Origin of the sequence: Spartinivicinus poritis (assembly GCF_028858535.1) — a bacterium.
Taxonomy (GTDB): Bacteria; Pseudomonadota; Gammaproteobacteria; order Pseudomonadales; family Zooshikellaceae; genus Spartinivicinus; species Spartinivicinus poritis.
Genome location: NZ_JAPMOU010000005.1, coordinates 65,935 through 82,188, shown reverse-complemented (window position 1 = coordinate 82,188; position 16,254 = coordinate 65,935). Strand labels below are relative to the sequence as shown.

Annotated in this window: 9 protein-coding genes; 6 read left to right on the top strand and 3 right to left on the bottom strand. The window is 36.5% G+C overall.

From position 1 onward, the window contains the following. The first annotated feature begins 7 nt into the window (after positions 1-7). The 6 genes from ORQ98_RS05945 (at position 8) to ORQ98_RS05920 (ending at position 11,665) form a co-directional block, all read left to right on the top strand. Entirely contained in the window at positions 8-1,690 is a 1,683-nt protein-coding gene (locus ORQ98_RS05945; RefSeq protein WP_274687869.1) for an NAD(P)/FAD-dependent oxidoreductase, read from the top strand. Positions 1,691-1,720: 30 nt separating this feature from the next. After that, complete coding sequence (gene pigC, locus ORQ98_RS05940; protein ID WP_274687868.1) at positions 1,721-4,408, top strand: prodigiosin ligase PigC; 2,688 nt, start codon at positions 1,721-1,723, stop codon at positions 4,406-4,408. Positions 4,409-4,457: 49 nt separating this feature from the next. Next, complete coding sequence (gene pigD, locus ORQ98_RS05935; protein WP_274687867.1) at positions 4,458-6,908, top strand: prodigiosin MAP biosynthesis protein PigD; 2,451 nt, start codon at positions 4,458-4,460, stop codon at positions 6,906-6,908. Positions 6,909-6,927: 19 nt separating this feature from the next. Then, on the top strand, positions 6,928-9,474 hold the full coding sequence (gene pigE / locus ORQ98_RS05930) for a prodigiosin MAP biosynthesis aminotransferase PigE (RefSeq protein ID WP_274687866.1): 2,547 nt from the start codon (positions 6,928-6,930) through the stop codon (positions 9,472-9,474). A gap of 79 nt (positions 9,475-9,553) precedes the next feature. After that, positions 9,554-10,093, top strand: coding sequence for a VOC family protein (locus tag ORQ98_RS05925; RefSeq protein WP_274687865.1), 540 nt, complete (start codon positions 9,554-9,556; stop codon positions 10,091-10,093). Between the two features lie 99 nt (positions 10,094-10,192). Continuing rightward, a complete protein-coding gene (locus tag ORQ98_RS05920; RefSeq protein WP_274687864.1) occupies positions 10,193-11,665 on the top strand; it encodes an FAD-binding protein in 1,473 nt (490 codons plus the stop codon). Between the two features lie 98 nt (positions 11,666-11,763). Here ORQ98_RS05920 and ORQ98_RS05915 read toward each other — a convergent pair whose 3' ends face one another. From ORQ98_RS05915 to ORQ98_RS05905, 3 genes are read right to left on the bottom strand one after another with little or no spacing between them, the layout of a single operon-like run. Continuing rightward, positions 11,764-12,954: a hypothetical protein gene (locus ORQ98_RS05915; protein ID WP_274687863.1), complete on the bottom strand. Its 1,191-nt coding sequence runs from the start codon at positions 12,952-12,954 to the stop codon at positions 11,764-11,766. A gap of 4 nt (positions 12,955-12,958) precedes the next feature. Beyond that, complete coding sequence (locus tag ORQ98_RS05910; protein WP_274687862.1) at positions 12,959-13,780, bottom strand: outer membrane lipoprotein-sorting protein; 822 nt, start codon at positions 13,778-13,780, stop codon at positions 12,959-12,961. Positions 13,781-13,805: 25 nt separating this feature from the next. Further along, the gene (locus ORQ98_RS05905; protein WP_274687861.1) at positions 13,806-16,118 is read right to left on the bottom strand and encodes an efflux RND transporter permease subunit; all 2,313 of its coding nucleotides are present in this window, start codon (positions 16,116-16,118) and stop codon (positions 13,806-13,808) included. Positions 16,119-16,254 lie beyond the last annotated feature (136 nt).

The window sequence follows — 16,254 nt, the reverse complement described above, 5'->3', positions numbered from 1 at the left end:
AAGCATTATGATAGATAAAACAGGTGGCAATGAAAAATCAATACCATTATTTCCCAGCAACAACTTTGAAAGTATATATGATGACTTTCAAGTAAAAGGTAGTCAAGCAATAGAACATGTTGGAGAATATGATATTGTAATAGTTGGAGGAGGAATTTCTGGTTTAACAGCTGCATGGCAAGTGAGGGAGCACTACTCCACACTTTTACTTGACCAAGGAAATAAACTAGGAGGAAATGCCTGTTCAAACCAGTGGAATGACTTAAGATTTTCAACAGCAGGGACATGTTTTCAAAAACCATTACTTGAAAGCGATGTTGGAAAGCTATTAATGGATCTCGACTTATGGAATAAGTGGCAAGAAACTGATGAGGATACGCTTGTTCTATTTAATACAAAAGAACTAATAAAAAATTTAAACGAAGTCACAAAATCTCTTTTAAAGCAACCATCATCATTAAAAAACCCATCAATTTATGCTTTATCAAAAAACTTAGTCACTAACTTAGTAACAAAAAAAAGATATGTTGCGGCCCCAAAAAAATTAGGAGACCCTGTATTTATAGAATTATTTAAATATTTAGAAAAATTCACTCCATCGAACAAACACCCTCAGCTGCCATGGCATAACAACTGCCAATGGAGTAGAGAAGAAATGGAGTTATTCGACTCTATTTCTTTACATGATTTATTTTGTAATCATGATATAAGAAGAACTCTACCCAAAGAATTAGTTCCTAGTTACAAAATCGGATCATTAGTTATTAACTCAATTGAAACAACCTTAAGAGTAGAGTGTTTATCAACTAAATCTGTTTCAGCTTATGTAGGAATATACTTTTTAGTTGGCTATTTATATGGCACATTAGTTGCCTTTCCAGGGGGAAATGGTTATATTTCAGAGCAATTAGAAAGAAATCTGAGTTCATGTAAAAACTGTACTCTACAAAGTAAATCAAAGGTTATTTCTATTACAGAACAGGATAATAACTATATTATTCGCTACTCTCAGCAAAATCAAATGCTAGAAGTGAAAGCAAAGTCAGTAATTTGGGCCGCACCAAAATATTCAGCGATAAATGCTATAAAACACATACCCACTAATCAGCTACAGGCAATGAAGGCTATTAAACATCATGATTATTGTATAGCAGGTGTTTTTTTAAATGAGCCTATTTGGCCTGACAAGTTTGGTGGGTATTTAATTGAAGATTTAACCTCGTGTACCGATACTAATATTTGGTGTAAAGCAGGTACTTGCCTAGTTGCTAATTGGCAAGACCCTGGCTATCCAGATGACTATGGCATCATCACCCTTTTAAAACCAATTGCTAATAGTCAAGATCAAGGTAAACTCAATAAAATAGATTTTAAAGATTTACAATTATCAGTATTAAGTGAAGTATGTGATATCCTAGAAGCTGCAGGCCAATCAAGCCAAATTATTAAAGACATAAAAATATGGCGCTGGAATCAAGGGCTTGTCATATCAGAAATTGGTCAAATTAAAAATAATATTTTTAATTTGGCTTCTAGTCCAAATAAAGGCCTTTTCTTTGCTAACCAAGATAGTATAGGTATTGGAAATATTGAATCAGCAATTTATGCTGGTAATTGGGCAGCAACTAGTACCATTGCCTATCTTAGTAATCACTATAATAATACTATACCAAATAAACAAGCTGTTTAATTTATTGTTACATTATCTTGGAGATAAAAAATGAGTAAACAGCATAATTTTGTAGCACATATTGGACATAGTAGCGACTACAATAACCTCGGTGGTAAGGCGAAATCACTGAACAAATTAGTTCATGCAGGCTTTCCTGTTCCTAAAGCTTATTGTGTCACTGTCTCTGCTTATCAAGCATTTTTAAAAGAATCAGGCCTAGAAGACTGGATAAACAGTTTTGATCGTTATGATACAGCAACATGTAAAAAAATTCGTAATAAAATTCAACAAACTAACTTACCTGAGCCTATACATAAAAGTATTATAGAAGCTTATAATAAAATAGGTAAAGGGAGAGTAGCTGTTAGGTCTTCTGCAATGAATGAAGATAGCATCACTCAATCTTATGCTGGGCAGTTTGAAACATATTTAGATATCCATGGCGAGCAATCAGTTACTGAAAGTATCAAACTATGCTGGGGATCTATTTGGGCAGATAGAGTAGATAGTTATCAAAACAATAAGCCTTTAAACTCATATAAAGATTCTGCTATTGGTGTCATTATACAGGAAATGGTAGACGCAGATGCAGCAGGTGTGCTGTTTACTCAAGATCCAGTGAATGGAAATAAAAACCATATAATAGTAGAATCTTGTTGGGGATTAGGCGAAGGAGTAGTATCTGGCCAAGTAACGACTGATAGCTATATTATTGATAAAACTAATTTTACAGTTATTGATAAAGTCGTTCGACCCAAACAAACAATGTCAGGGCGTGCTACTCCAGGGATAATTTCACTCTTAGATGTGCCCACAAATAAAGTGCATGCAGCATCTTTGACCGATGAACAGGCAATAAAGCTTGCTCAGCAATCAGAAGCTATCCGTAAACATTATGATAATGAGTTAGATATTGAGTGGGCTGTTAAAGATAATAAAATTTGGATTTTACAAGCAAGACCAATTACAACTGAAAAAAAAATAACAAAGCTGTGTGCAGACTCAGAAGAAACAAATGATTTCATTCGTGATAATGCCATGTTTTCAAGGATGGATACGGGAGAAATAGTCACAGGGTTAATGACCCCTTTAGGTTTATCTTTTTGCCATTTTTATCAACATAATATTCATGGACCTGCGATTAAAAAAATGGGTTTATTAGATATTGGCAAATCGCAGCACTATATGGGCTATATCCAAGGTCATGTGTATTTAAATATTTCCGCTTCAGCAAAATTATTAACTCAGTGTCCACCAACCCATGATCCAATGAAGTTTACTAAACGCTATGCTACTGATACTATCGATTTTTCCAACTATATTAATCCCTATGGTGAGCCTACCGCTGGTGTTCAATATTTTAAAAGCAGCATCTACTGGCTTTACTGTCAAATAAGAAACCTGTTTAGCTCTGAGCGTATCGTCAAAAAAATGATAGCTTTGAGAAAAAAAGAAACCGCTCGTTTTCATAAGCTCGACCTAAATTCAATGAGCTTAACTGCATTAAATAAAGAATTAGAAAGAATTGATAAGCATTTTCTAGAAGCTTGTGCTGCTTATATGCCATTCTTTCTTCAATCCTTTGCTTTATACGATTTACTTACCGAGCTTTGTGATAAATTTCTGGGCCACCAAGGCAATGGATTACAAAACAGAATAAAAGCATCAATGAATGGGTTAAGAACAATTGAAGTAACTAAAGCAGTCAATGTGCTTGCTGAGACAGTTCGTCGCTCTCCTAAATTAACAAACCTATTTATCAATACCTCTCTAGACCAATTAGTTGCCACACTTAAAAATGATTCAGAAGGTAGGATATTCTGGTATCAAGATTTTTCTGATTTCCTTTACAATTTTGGTTCTCGAGGTAGACAAGAATTTGAGCTAACCATACCACGTTGGAATGATGACCCAATCTATATTTTACAAATGATTAGAATGTACCTTGGCAGCGACCTAAAGTTGGATTCAAGATTAACCAAAGTGAGTGAACTAAGAGAAGCTGATACAGAACAATTAATTTCATGCCTGCCGTTAAAAGCAAAATTAAAAATTAAGTTTGTCATTGCAGCTTATAGTAAAATGGCAGAGCGAAGAGAAGCTACCCGCCCTACTTATATTTCAGAAACATGGTTCTATAGAAAAATAGTATACGAAGTGGCTAGCCGATTAGTAAAACAAGGCATTATTGATCAAAATGATATTCCTTATATAGATTTTAATACGTTTCGAGATTACGTAGCAGGACGTAAACCAGCAGAATTAGCCTTTAGTAAAACTAAAGTAAATGAAAATAGGCATCGCCATTTAGTCAACCTTAATTTAGAAGACCCTCCCATGGCAATTATTGGCCAACATATATCTAAACGAAAAGTTAATGTTACTCAAGATAATGACTCATCTGTTATTTATGGCCTAGGATCCAGTCCTGGCTCTATAACTGCATATGCTCGAGTGATCACAGATTTAACAACTCAGGTAGAGTCATTCAAGCAAGGGGAAATATTAGTTACGAAGTTTACTGATGCTTCTTGGACACCATTATTTGCTTTAGCATCAGGTGTTATTTCTGATATAGGCTCAACGCTATCTCATAGTTCAATCGTATCTAGAGAATTTGGAATACCAGCAGTAGTAAACTCAATATCTGCAACTCAAAAAATCCAAACAGGTGACTTAATATTCATCGATGGCGATGCTGGAGTTATTCGAATTGAAAAGAAAGCCAATACCTAGTACGCGTTCTATTTTAAGCTTTCATTAATAAATAAAAAGGAATCACACTATGGACATTACTATTGGTGTAGTTGTCATTACAGAAAGTAACTTTTTTTTTGAGGCTGGATTAAGTGCATTGAGTGACTTACAGGGTAAAGTTATACAACAAGTCACTATTGATGCTGATATAAGCTACAAATTCATCCCCTCTTCAACTGACTCCGTGTTTCAGGAAGCAAAAAATAAGGCCATTAATTATTTAAACAAGCGCAAAGACAATATTTCAGTTAAAGTTATTCAAGCTCCAAGCTTAAAAAGGGCCTCAGAAAAAATAATTAACCTCCCGAATATAACAAGTAGTGCTGAGCTACAAATTGGCATGGTTTATGTGGATTATACTAAAATAGAAAATAATGCGCTTACACCACAAAAGCTCGACCAAGAGCTTGTAGAGTTTTATGCTTCATTAAAAGAATCTCAGGTCAATTCTTTTTACTCATCTTTTACTGCTGCTGCATTTACAAATACAAATCACAGTAAAATACGCTATCAACCAATGCAATATATTGAGTGTATATTGCCAACAGAGCGGTCTGTATTACAAACCAAGTTGCTTTGTTTATGGATGGACTTTTTTGAAATGAGTTATGCTAATCGCCGTATCAAGCCAACCATAAAAGACATTCCTCACAATTTGCTTGGAGAGCAACTGCTAAATCTATTTTCTCTCAAAGCACAAAATAATTGGTTGTTTTTTTATTTTACTGGCTCAATCGTTTCATCACTCATTCAGTATGTAGAGTCAAAAATTAAACCCATGGGCATTCCAGCGCTAAGAGGCCCTAGTGAACATAGTCTTGCTTGTGGTGCAATGGCTAACTGGCAACTATATCAAAAACCTTTTTTAATCGTAGTTACCAGTGGAATGATTGATGAATTTAAAGGTACTTTAGCCAACTTAAGAGATGCAAAAGCGAAAGGAATTATAATTTGTGCTGAAAATAGAGCAAATCAATGGTTCGCCTTTCAAGGCACTATCTCACAAGATGAAGATACTCGAGATGTACTCGCTGCTTATCGAGTTCCTCATCTCTACATGGATAATATTGATAATGTTGATAATGATCTACTAAAAGTAGCTGAGCTATATGATTTAGAGCAAGGTCCAGTAGTTTTGCTCGTTACACAAGCCGTTCTTGAAGCGGTAAGCCATATCGATATAAATTTTTCTAAAAAAAATAGCCACCAGAATAAAGCTACCAGTATTTCACCTTGTCAACAAACACTTGATAAAGTAGTTGATATTATTAATCATGGTCCAGAAAAGCTTTTATGGCAGTGTGGTCCAATGAATGATACTGAATTAGAAATGACGCTATCTATTGCAAGTAGAGCAGGTATCGCTCTCGTAGATTCTTTAACATATCCTGGCGTGATTCCAAAGTTTTATAATGGAAAAAGAAATTCTAATTACTTAGGCACACTGAGTATTTATGGATATTCGCCTCGAGTGTATAATTATTTACATACCAATAATAAACTCAACCCACCTGGTGAACAGTGTTTATTTTTCTTAAAAAGTAAAATCCCACAAATTGCTACCCCGTTTCCTGAAGGTAGATTAGAACGAAAAATTGATATTGTTCAGTTGACTAATAATCCAAACCATATTGCTCCCTTTACAAATCATGGTTTAACAATGAACTACCTGGATTTTCTCCATTATGTCAATGAACATCTTAACGTACCTAACACATTGCGTATAAAGCGTTATCATACAATAAACTCTTTAATAGATACACCTTCAGATGTTGTCAATAAATTACCTACTTTACCAATGAGCCCAAACTTCTTTTTTGCAAAGCTAAACGATCTTATCGAACGGCTCATTGTTGAGCATGGATACGACTATACAGGCTTATATGACGTAGGTCGGTGTGGCATCTCAGCAATACGCAATGTAGCCAAAACAAGAAGAGGTTTTTCTGGATGGTATGGTCGGGCACTCATGGGAGATGCACTATTAGCATCAGTCGGGATTGCCTATACCTGCCCAACCAATATCATCGCCTTTATTGGGGATGGTGCAAAAGGCGTAGTACCAGATGTATTACCTAGTTTTATAGAAAATGCTATAGCACACCCTAATCAAATGAACAAAAATATTACTATTTTCTTTTTTCAGAATGCAGGCCATTCAGTTATTAATACTTATCAAGAACGTATATTGTTTAAGCGAACTTCACGGCAAATGCGCTTAGTTAATATTCATTTTCCAGATTGGGAAGATGATTTATGTGGACTCAAAATTAAATCCCAAACAATCGAAACATTTGATAATCAAATGTTAGCAAGTGCGTTACTTGAACCTCAGCGTATTAACCTCTTTTCAGTAGTGGTTTCTCATAATAATGAAGGTGATGGTATTAGTTTAGCTACAGCGACTGGTTGGCAAAGAGATGATCCCGTATTAAAACCATACCAAAATCAATCAGAATCCTCATTAATTGAAGTATAGCAATTATGGAGAGTCACAAATGAAATTTGGATTCATTGCACACCCAACCTCTATCGGCCTTAAACGATATGTTAAAATGCTTGATATGTTCGATAGAACGACAAAAGACTTACACAGTGGTTATGACCGACAACTTTGGAGCCATCGTAACTTAATACCATTTGTTGACTTTGGGCAAATACAATCTGCAACAGGTAGTGTATGTGAAGGTATTGTTCATTATTTACCCATGACTGCTGAAGAAATGCTCCAGTCAGCACGAACTGTTCAACAACGTATTTTTGATGGCATTGCGTCCATGGAATTAATGGGCTCTCAGTTAGTGGGCCTAGGTGGTTTCACTTCTATTATTGGCAAGCGCGGCTTAGAAACAGCAAAGCAAGCAAAGCTTCCTGTAACCAGTGGTAATTCTCTTACGACTTATTCTGGATATAAAGTTATCGTACAACTGATAGATTGGCTAAAGCTAAAGCCAGACAATACCCGAATTGCGATTGTTGGTTATCCTGGATCAATCTGTCTGTCGTTAACCAAACTGCTACTCAAACTAGGATGTCACCTTGATTTAGTTCATAGAACACGTAATGCCAGTAAATCGGAAATTTTAGAAGACATCCCTGAAAAGTGGCATGATAAAATAACGGTAACTGATAAGATTGATGATTGCTATCAACGCAACTTAATTTATGCAACTGCAACTTCATCGGGTGGCGTCATTAATGCAAACAAACTCATGCCAGGTGCAATTGTTGTTGATATTGCTTTACCAAGAGACGTCACACAACTCGTAACACCACGTAACGATATTTTAATTATTGATGGCGGCTGTGTTACAGCATCCAATCAAGTGAAATTTGGTGGTGAGTCATTAAATTTAGGCATTAAACAACAACTTAACGGCTGCTTAGCAGAAACAATGGTACTCGCTTTAGAAAACCGAGCTGAATGCTTTTCTATTGGGCGGGATTTAGCCCCTGAAAAAGTGATTGAAATAGGTAAACTTGCTGAGCAACATGGTTTTTTTACTCTACCGTTAGCATCTTATGGCCATCGCATCAGTAAAGAAGCGATTGAACATTTCCGCCATTACCATTTTAATCGTGTTATCGATAAAACCCATACTAGCCCTGTCAATACAGAACTAAGTTCTCAGCAACATTTACCAGTAGATACTCGATCTCAAACCATACATCGATTTCGAAGCCACATTAATCCGATGATGGCTGACTTTCTGCAAATGCAACACTGTGACCGTGTGTTTGAACGCGCAGAAAAGTCGACACTAACAGACACCAATGGGACTCAATATCTGGATATGGTTGCAGGTTATGGCTGTTTAAATTTAGGCCATAACCCAACAGCTGTTGTAGAGGCTGCTCAACAGTTTTTACAAAGTGATACACCAAACTTTATACAATATATTTCCATCCCGAAACAAACTTCTCAGTTGGCTGAACGCCTATGCCAAATCACTCCAGGAAAAATGGAGCGCGTCTTTTTTAGTAACTCAGGTGCAGAGGCTGTTGAAGCTGCAATTAAACTCGCGAAAGCAGCAAGTAATCGCCCACAGTTGGTATATGCAGACAATAGCTATCATGGTAAAACACTAGGTGCTTTATCGATTACTGGACGAGAAAAACACTGTAAACATTTCAGGCCATTATTACCTGGCTGTGTCAGCGTCCCCTTTGGTGATATTGACGCATTGAGGGCAGTACTTGAAAAAAGAGATACCGCAGCATTCATTATTGAACCGATTCAAGGAGAAGGAGGTGTTTATGTTCCTCCATCAGGTTATTTAAAAGCAGCAGAAACCCTTTGTCGTCAAACTAATACCTTGTTTATAGTAGATGAAATTCAAACCGGTATGGGGCGTACAGGCAAGTTATTTGCTTGTGAGTGGGAAAATATTAATCCAGATATTCTTATTCTTTCTAAGTCACTATCAGGTGGATTAGTGCCTATAGGAGCAACCCTGAGTACTGCAAAAATATGGGATGCCGCGTACGGCACTAGTGGTCGATTTCTAGTTCACACATCGACTTTTGGTGGCGGTAACCTAGCAGCAACAACTGGATTAGCAGCCATTAATTCTATTATTGAGCAAAAATTATTTGAAAAAGCTGATAAGCAGGGATTATATTTAAAACAAGGGCTTGAAAAAATTGCATCCAAATACCCTTTTATATCAGCTATTCGCGGCCAGGGGCTAATGTTAGGTATTCAATTTAAACAAAATTTTCAGGGAGCTGTTGAGGCTTGCGCCAATGAGCTAGCAACTCGCTTTCCCGGAGACTGGTTTCGTACTTACCAGTTTTTGCCTGATGAATTAAAAGGCCATATGTCTGGTGTGATAAAAGAAATGGAAAAATCATTAGCCGAAATGTTTTGTATGCGCTTTGTAACCAAGCTAGGTAATGATCATCACATTCTCACTTTCATTACTGCAAACAGCTCCACTGTGATGAGAATTCAGCCTCCTCTTATCATCACTAAAGAAGAAATTGACCATTTTGTTAAATCATTTGGCATAGTGTGCGAAGAGATGTCAACTTTTATGGATTAGATATAATATAGCCAAAGCGAATGGTATATAACCAATAAAAAAGGGATATTAATAGCTAATTCAAGGAAAGGGTTTATCAATGCGATTCAAAGGCATTTGTCATGTAGAGTTTTCAGTCGTTAACTACGAAGAGTCAATCAAGTTTTATGATCGCATGTTTGGCTGGTTAGGTTATAATAGCTTTTGGACAATGAATCTAGGTTACTGCTCTACTTATTATGTAGCAAGATACCCTTTTCCGCATAGCTATATTGGTATTCAACCTGCCGAAAAGGGTACTATATTAAACTCACAAGAGCATTCTACAGGTATTCACCATATAGCATTATGGGCTAAAAACAAAAAAGAGGTTAATTATTTCCATAAAAATTTTTTACTAAAAGAAAATGTAACAGTAACGGATACTCCTGCTGAATACCCTATTTACGCGCCTGGTTATTATGCTGTTTTCTTTACTGACCCTACTGGAATTCGTTGGGAGCTTGCCCATCTACCGAGTATCCCAATGCCATGGAGTATACTTAAAACTATGAAAGCTTTAAAACAAAAAGGGAAAACCAATATTACAAAAGAAATGATACGATCCTTACCCTCAAAACATGACATGAGTAAAACTTAATCAATAGCTTAGAGATAAAATAGAACTTAACAATAATAGTTAAGTAGCGTTAATGAGTATTGTAAAACAGCTTTAGTTGCTAGTTAAGGAAAACAAGCCATGAAAAAAAAGCTCTCTCGCCGGGAAACAATAAAAGGAGTTCTCACTGCCGGTATTATTATCGGATTTAACTTACAAACTAGAAGTTGGGCAACAACAGATACCCTCCTTGATCATCAGTACCACTTTTTAGCTAATGATTTTCCTGACTTCGAAGGTGAACTACTTACAGATAACGACTCATTACAAAAAGCCGCTGACGATTTTGGTCATATTATTCACCTAATACCAAGAGCCGTACTCAAACCAGCCTCAGTACAAGATATTGTAAAAATGGTGCGGTTTGCAATGGTTCATCAAATCAATGTTACTGCAAGAGGTCAAGGTTTTTCAACCGCAGGAGAAGCACAAGTCAACGCTGGTGTTGTAATAGATATGTCGTCTCTCACCACAGTAAAAGAGATAACCGATACAAGTGTTCTCGTTGAAGCAGGTACAAATTGGTTTAATCTTTTAAATCATACGTTACCTCATCAACTGACCTTACCAATTGTAACTGACTTTCTTGAGTTAACTGTTGGTGGAACATTATCCGTTGGAGGTTTAGGTGCTCAATCCTATCAATTCGGTACAATGGCCGACAATGTACTACAATTAACTGCAGTCACAGGAAAGGGGGAACTAATAACCTGCTCTCCAACTCATTATTCTTCACTATTTCATGCACTAAGATCAGGGTTAGGTCAATTTGGGATTATAGTTGAAGCACGTATGAAACTTACTTCAGCCCCCTCACAAGTAAGATTTTATCAGCTTTATTATGATGATCTATCATTATTCCTCAGTGATAATAAACAACTTTTGAAAGATAAAAGATTTAGTGCTGTTCAAGGGGGAGCAGAACCCAATAATAATGGTGGCTGGAAATTTAGTCTACAAGCAACCAAGTATTTCGAGCCAGGTAGCGAACCCGATAATGCCCAGCAACTCAATGGGCTCAATTATAACATCGGAACTGAAGTTATACAGGACATGCCATTTTTTGCTTATTTAAATCGTTTAGCTCCCATTGTTGAGCAGTTAAAAAAAATAGGTGTATGGTACTACCCTCACCCCTGGTGTCCTTTACTAATTCCAGACAATCAAGCAGAGCCTGTTATTTCTGATATACTGTCGAATTTAAACCCAAATGATATGGGTGGTGGACCAATTCTATTTTCAGGGTATAGCTGTGAGCCATTTAACACACCATTATTCAAAATACCTAAAGACCATTATTTCTTTTATTTTTCATTAATGCGCAATGCCATCCCTCCTACAATAGAGCAAGCAGAGGCATTAATGCAGATAAATAAAGCAATATATGAACAAGTGGTTGCTGCTGGTGGCTTTCAGTACCCAGTTGGAGCAATACCAATGACGAGACAGGATTGGCGAAGACACTACAGGCGTAAATGGAGAATGGTTAAAACATTGAAATACCGATTTGACCCTAAAAAAATATTAGGATCTAGCCGAACTATTTTTGACTAACTAAAAATGGGTATATCACTAGCCTGATATACCCTTCACGAATTATTTCTTAAATGTTAAGAAGATAACAGCCATATCCCAAGCGAAGGGGATAAATACTAAAAATAATATTTCAAGCCAACTTGAATATAATCATCATTTCTAAATGGATAGTTAGCATCCCTTATATTATTACTAGCAAAAAAATAAGCTTCTAGAGAAAGTTTAAGCTGATTAGACAATCTTGTAGAGGCTTCAACTAGTCCAGAATAACTATGATGCCAATTTAAGTCTTTCACTGCACCCATTAATATTTCTGTGCCAGCAACATCATTAACTACAAACCGTCCTCCCAGAAATAGGTCATTTTGGTGTGGTATAGGCGCTGCTGTTCCCCGTTGATCATATTGGTACTCTGCTAGTACACCAATATCCCAATTCGAGTTCAATACCCCCACAAAGGTGTACTCAAAACCAGCAATAGTAGACCAATAACTCTCTGTACTATCTCGATAAATCGCTTCTAGCTTCCACAGCCATGCACCCAGAGTAGCTTGGATATCTACCCCAAATTGCTTCATTTGAGGATAAAAAGGCACTAACTCTGGGTTTCCCAATCCATTAAACTTCACAACTAAATCTGGATCTCTTGATGTTCCATGAAAATAATAGGTGCCAATGTCCCAGTCTTCTATTGTATGACTCCAACGTAAAACAAAATCAACATGCTGTTGTTCTGCCGAAGACTGGTACTCAGCATTATTTACCTTGATTGGTAGCGATAGACTAAAACGCTCATTATCCCCAGGGAAGGTTCGCTCTCTAAACCATGGTAATAAAAAAACATCTAAGGTACCCCAGCTTTTAATCCAACTCCCAAATAGCATTGGCTGCCCTAGTTTTTCTTCACCATCTACAGTTTCAACAAAATCTGTTTGATTGATCACATCAACCAAATGAACAGATTCTGTTACTCCCCAAAATACTTTGCCTACCCCAACTCTTAGTTCCCACTCATTGCCCACATGCAGCCACATCAACTCACGTATATCAGCATGGGTACGCTCACTGTCTTGATTATCCCAACGAAAAAAAGATACTAAGGTTAAACTCTCTTTTTCATCTTCTGATGCCCAGTAAAGCTCAGGCGCAATACTCAAACTTAACTGATAATCAGGTCGATCCGATTGTGAGCCCTCTTCTAGAAAAAATCTATTCTCTAGACTGAATGAACCAGCAATATCATCAACTGCCAACACATGACTACTACTTAAACTTAGCCATATAATGCCAAATAAACAATATCTCATTAACTTAACGAACTCGTTTCAAACTACTTTTATCGAAGTCTTGCTTATTTAAGCCCGTATTAAACTCTAACCGGAGAGTTTTAAGCTCAGTAACTTTACCTGTTTGATGGTTCATCATTTCCATTGTAGCTGCTCGCCAATACTTATTTAGGTAGCGTTTATAATCCTTAAATAACAAGCTTTTTAATAGGGAATTTTTCTTATCAAAGTATTCAACTTTAAATGGACGATAATGTTGTTGGTCTACCCATACCACCAATCGTTTATAACCTGAAAAATCGTCTAATGGGTATTGCTCAACAACAAAGCAATTGACGTCATTAAGTACTTCTTCTTTTAAATAAGCGTAACGATACTTTTCAATTTCAAATGAGGTTAAGTCTTCGTAAGCGAATTCACTTCCCATAAAAGGGCCTGATTTATTTCTTGAAGCAATCCGTTTTACTCGTTTCAGTGCTGGTAAATACAACCACTGATCGTCTGGCTCCGTAGGGTGTGAATAGTTTAAAAAAGCAGTACCTTTCACATCTCTTGGTTGATCAAAGACTGTTAGCCCTTTATCGCCGTCATCTATCACCTCTAGATTTTTCATCCGCATTTTCCGAATGCTTTCTTTGCCTTCTGCATTTCGCAAAGTCATAATCACTTCAGAAATACTATCACCCCACCCCATATCCCTTTTTTTTCGCTCTTTGGCAATTTGCAACCCTTTTTCTGCATATACATTTGCCTTCGCTATTTGTAGCGTAGTTCCACATAGCACTATTATAACGACTAACCATACTTGCCTTATATCTGCTCTATTCATAATAATATTCAGCATCATTTTTTCCTTCTCACTCTACAAATTTTCAATGACTTATCGCAGCTTCAGGTACTTGTTGCAGTACATTTTGCTTATCAAATATCAATAAGTAAGCAGGTAAAAATATAAAATCGATTAGTAATGCAATGACTAAAATAACACTTGTCAACAGCCCCATGTCTGCATTTAACTGAAATGATGATAATACTAACACACCAAACCCTATGACTAAGACCAACGTTGTAATCCACAAGGCTCGACCAACATTGACAAAAGCGTAACGGATAGCATCTTCTTTCGACTTTCCTAACCCTTTCGCCAATTTATACTTACTCAAAAAATGAACTGTATCATCTACTATGATGCCTAAACTCATACTAGAAACCACAGAAAGCCCTAGATTAATTTGACCAGAATATAATGCCCAACAGCCAAAACCTATCAATGCAGGCAGTACATTCGATACCAAGCTAATGAGGCCTAATCGCCATGAACGTAATGCAATAATTAATACAAATGAAATAGATAATAGCGCAATAAATGTTCCCTGCAACATGCTATCCATATTTTGTTCTCCAATATGAGCAAACATAAGCGATGGGCTTGCGGCTGTTACTTTCAATTCTGGTGCATTATTTCTAATCCATTGTTTTGCTCTATTCTCAAAAGCAATAAACTCTTTACTGCCAATGTTTTTTATGGTACATGCAACTCGAGTTGCAGACTTATCAATATTTAACTGATTGTTTAAATCTAATCCGTAAGGCAAAGACATTTCATAGAGTAATATATATTGTGCAACTAAATTCCTTGTTTCAGGCAACTTATACCAAACAGGGTCATCCCCATGCATGTTTTTATTCAAGCGTTTCAGTGTATCACTTATAGTAAATACATGATCAACCTCAGGCTGTTGCCGTAGCCAATGACTAAACTTTTCAACAACTTGAAGAAACGCAGGCTCATTTACACCACCTGCTGTTCCAGAGTCAATTGAAAAGTCAGCATAAGACATACCTGATAAGTTTTCTTCCAAAAAGTCAGCGGAACGTCTAAACTCAGTTCCTTCAGCAAAGTAGCTCACTGCATCATCACTTACAGTATTTAAGGTAATTAGTCCACCAAATATAATGACTGATAATAAAGATAAAGGTAATATTTTACGATGGTGAAGAATGACCCAATCAGCTAGTTGGTTCATGTTATTATCAATATATTCCCGCTGTTTTACTTTCATTGGCAATAACAACAGTAATGCAGGAAGCAAAGTAACAGAAAAAGCAAAAGCTATAACTACCCCTAAAGCCGTTAAATTTCCTAATTCTTGTAAAGTATCTGCATCGGAAAAATTCATCGATAAGAAACCAAGTGCAGTCGTTGCACTGGTTAAGAATACTGGTTTTAAATTAACGGTTAAGCTATGATTAATGGCTGCTAACTTACTTTGCCCCTGCCGCATTGCAAAGACTACAGAGGAAGTGATATGAACACAATCTGCCACAGCAAGTGTCATTACTAAAGTAGGTACATTGACTGTTGCAGTATTTAAAGCAAATCCAGCCCAACCTGCTAAACCCATCGTTACTGCTATTGTCACTGTAATCAACACTAACGTTGCTAAAGTACTGGCAATCGACTTCAAGAGCCATCCCAACATAATTAAAATAACAACAAACATTAAAGGAATAATCAGTTCAGCATCTAATTGTGCTTCTTTTGCAAAGCTATAGTCTATAAATAAAATGCCTGAATTATAAAAGCTGATGTCTGGATATTTCTCTTTATATTTGGCTGTTAACTTCTTAACAAACTGTGTCACTTCAAGTGTTTCAGCAGTCTTATCACGCTCAGGTAGTTGAACAGTAATATTAACAACAGCCACATGCCCAGTGCGAGAAATTAATCGATTAACTAAGTCAGGCTCATTAATTGCTACTTGCTTAATTTGCTCAAGCTTTGTTTGATTAAGGTCCACTGTCTCGAAAACAAGGTCTTCAACAATTAGATCATCTCCTTTGGCATAGGTATATTGATAATTGGTCAATGAATCAACTCTGGATGAGTAGGGTGTTTGCCAGGCTTCCTCCGTTATTTCTTTAATCAAAGCTAAGGTTGACTTGGTAAAAACATCGTCTGTATCTGGGGCTAGTACAATCGTCATGTTTTCAGTCTTGTTGAACTCTTTTTGCATACTTTCAAACTCAACTAACTGAGGGTTGTCTTTACTAAAAAAAACTTTGTAATCCCCCCTGAAAGTTAATAAACCATTTCCATAAGAAGCTGCAATAATTAGCAATAGACAAACGAGTAAGGTAAACCACGGTCGGACGAGAAGTGTATTAATGAGTTGCTGCATCATTGCCCCTCCCTGGGTATCAAGTCGCTAAAGTCTATTTTTTAACCACTTAAAAACAGCTTATAGCGGGTAAGTACAGACTTTCATAACTAGCAACTATTTTTTCCTATATATTTAGTCCTTATACTGCACTACTTTA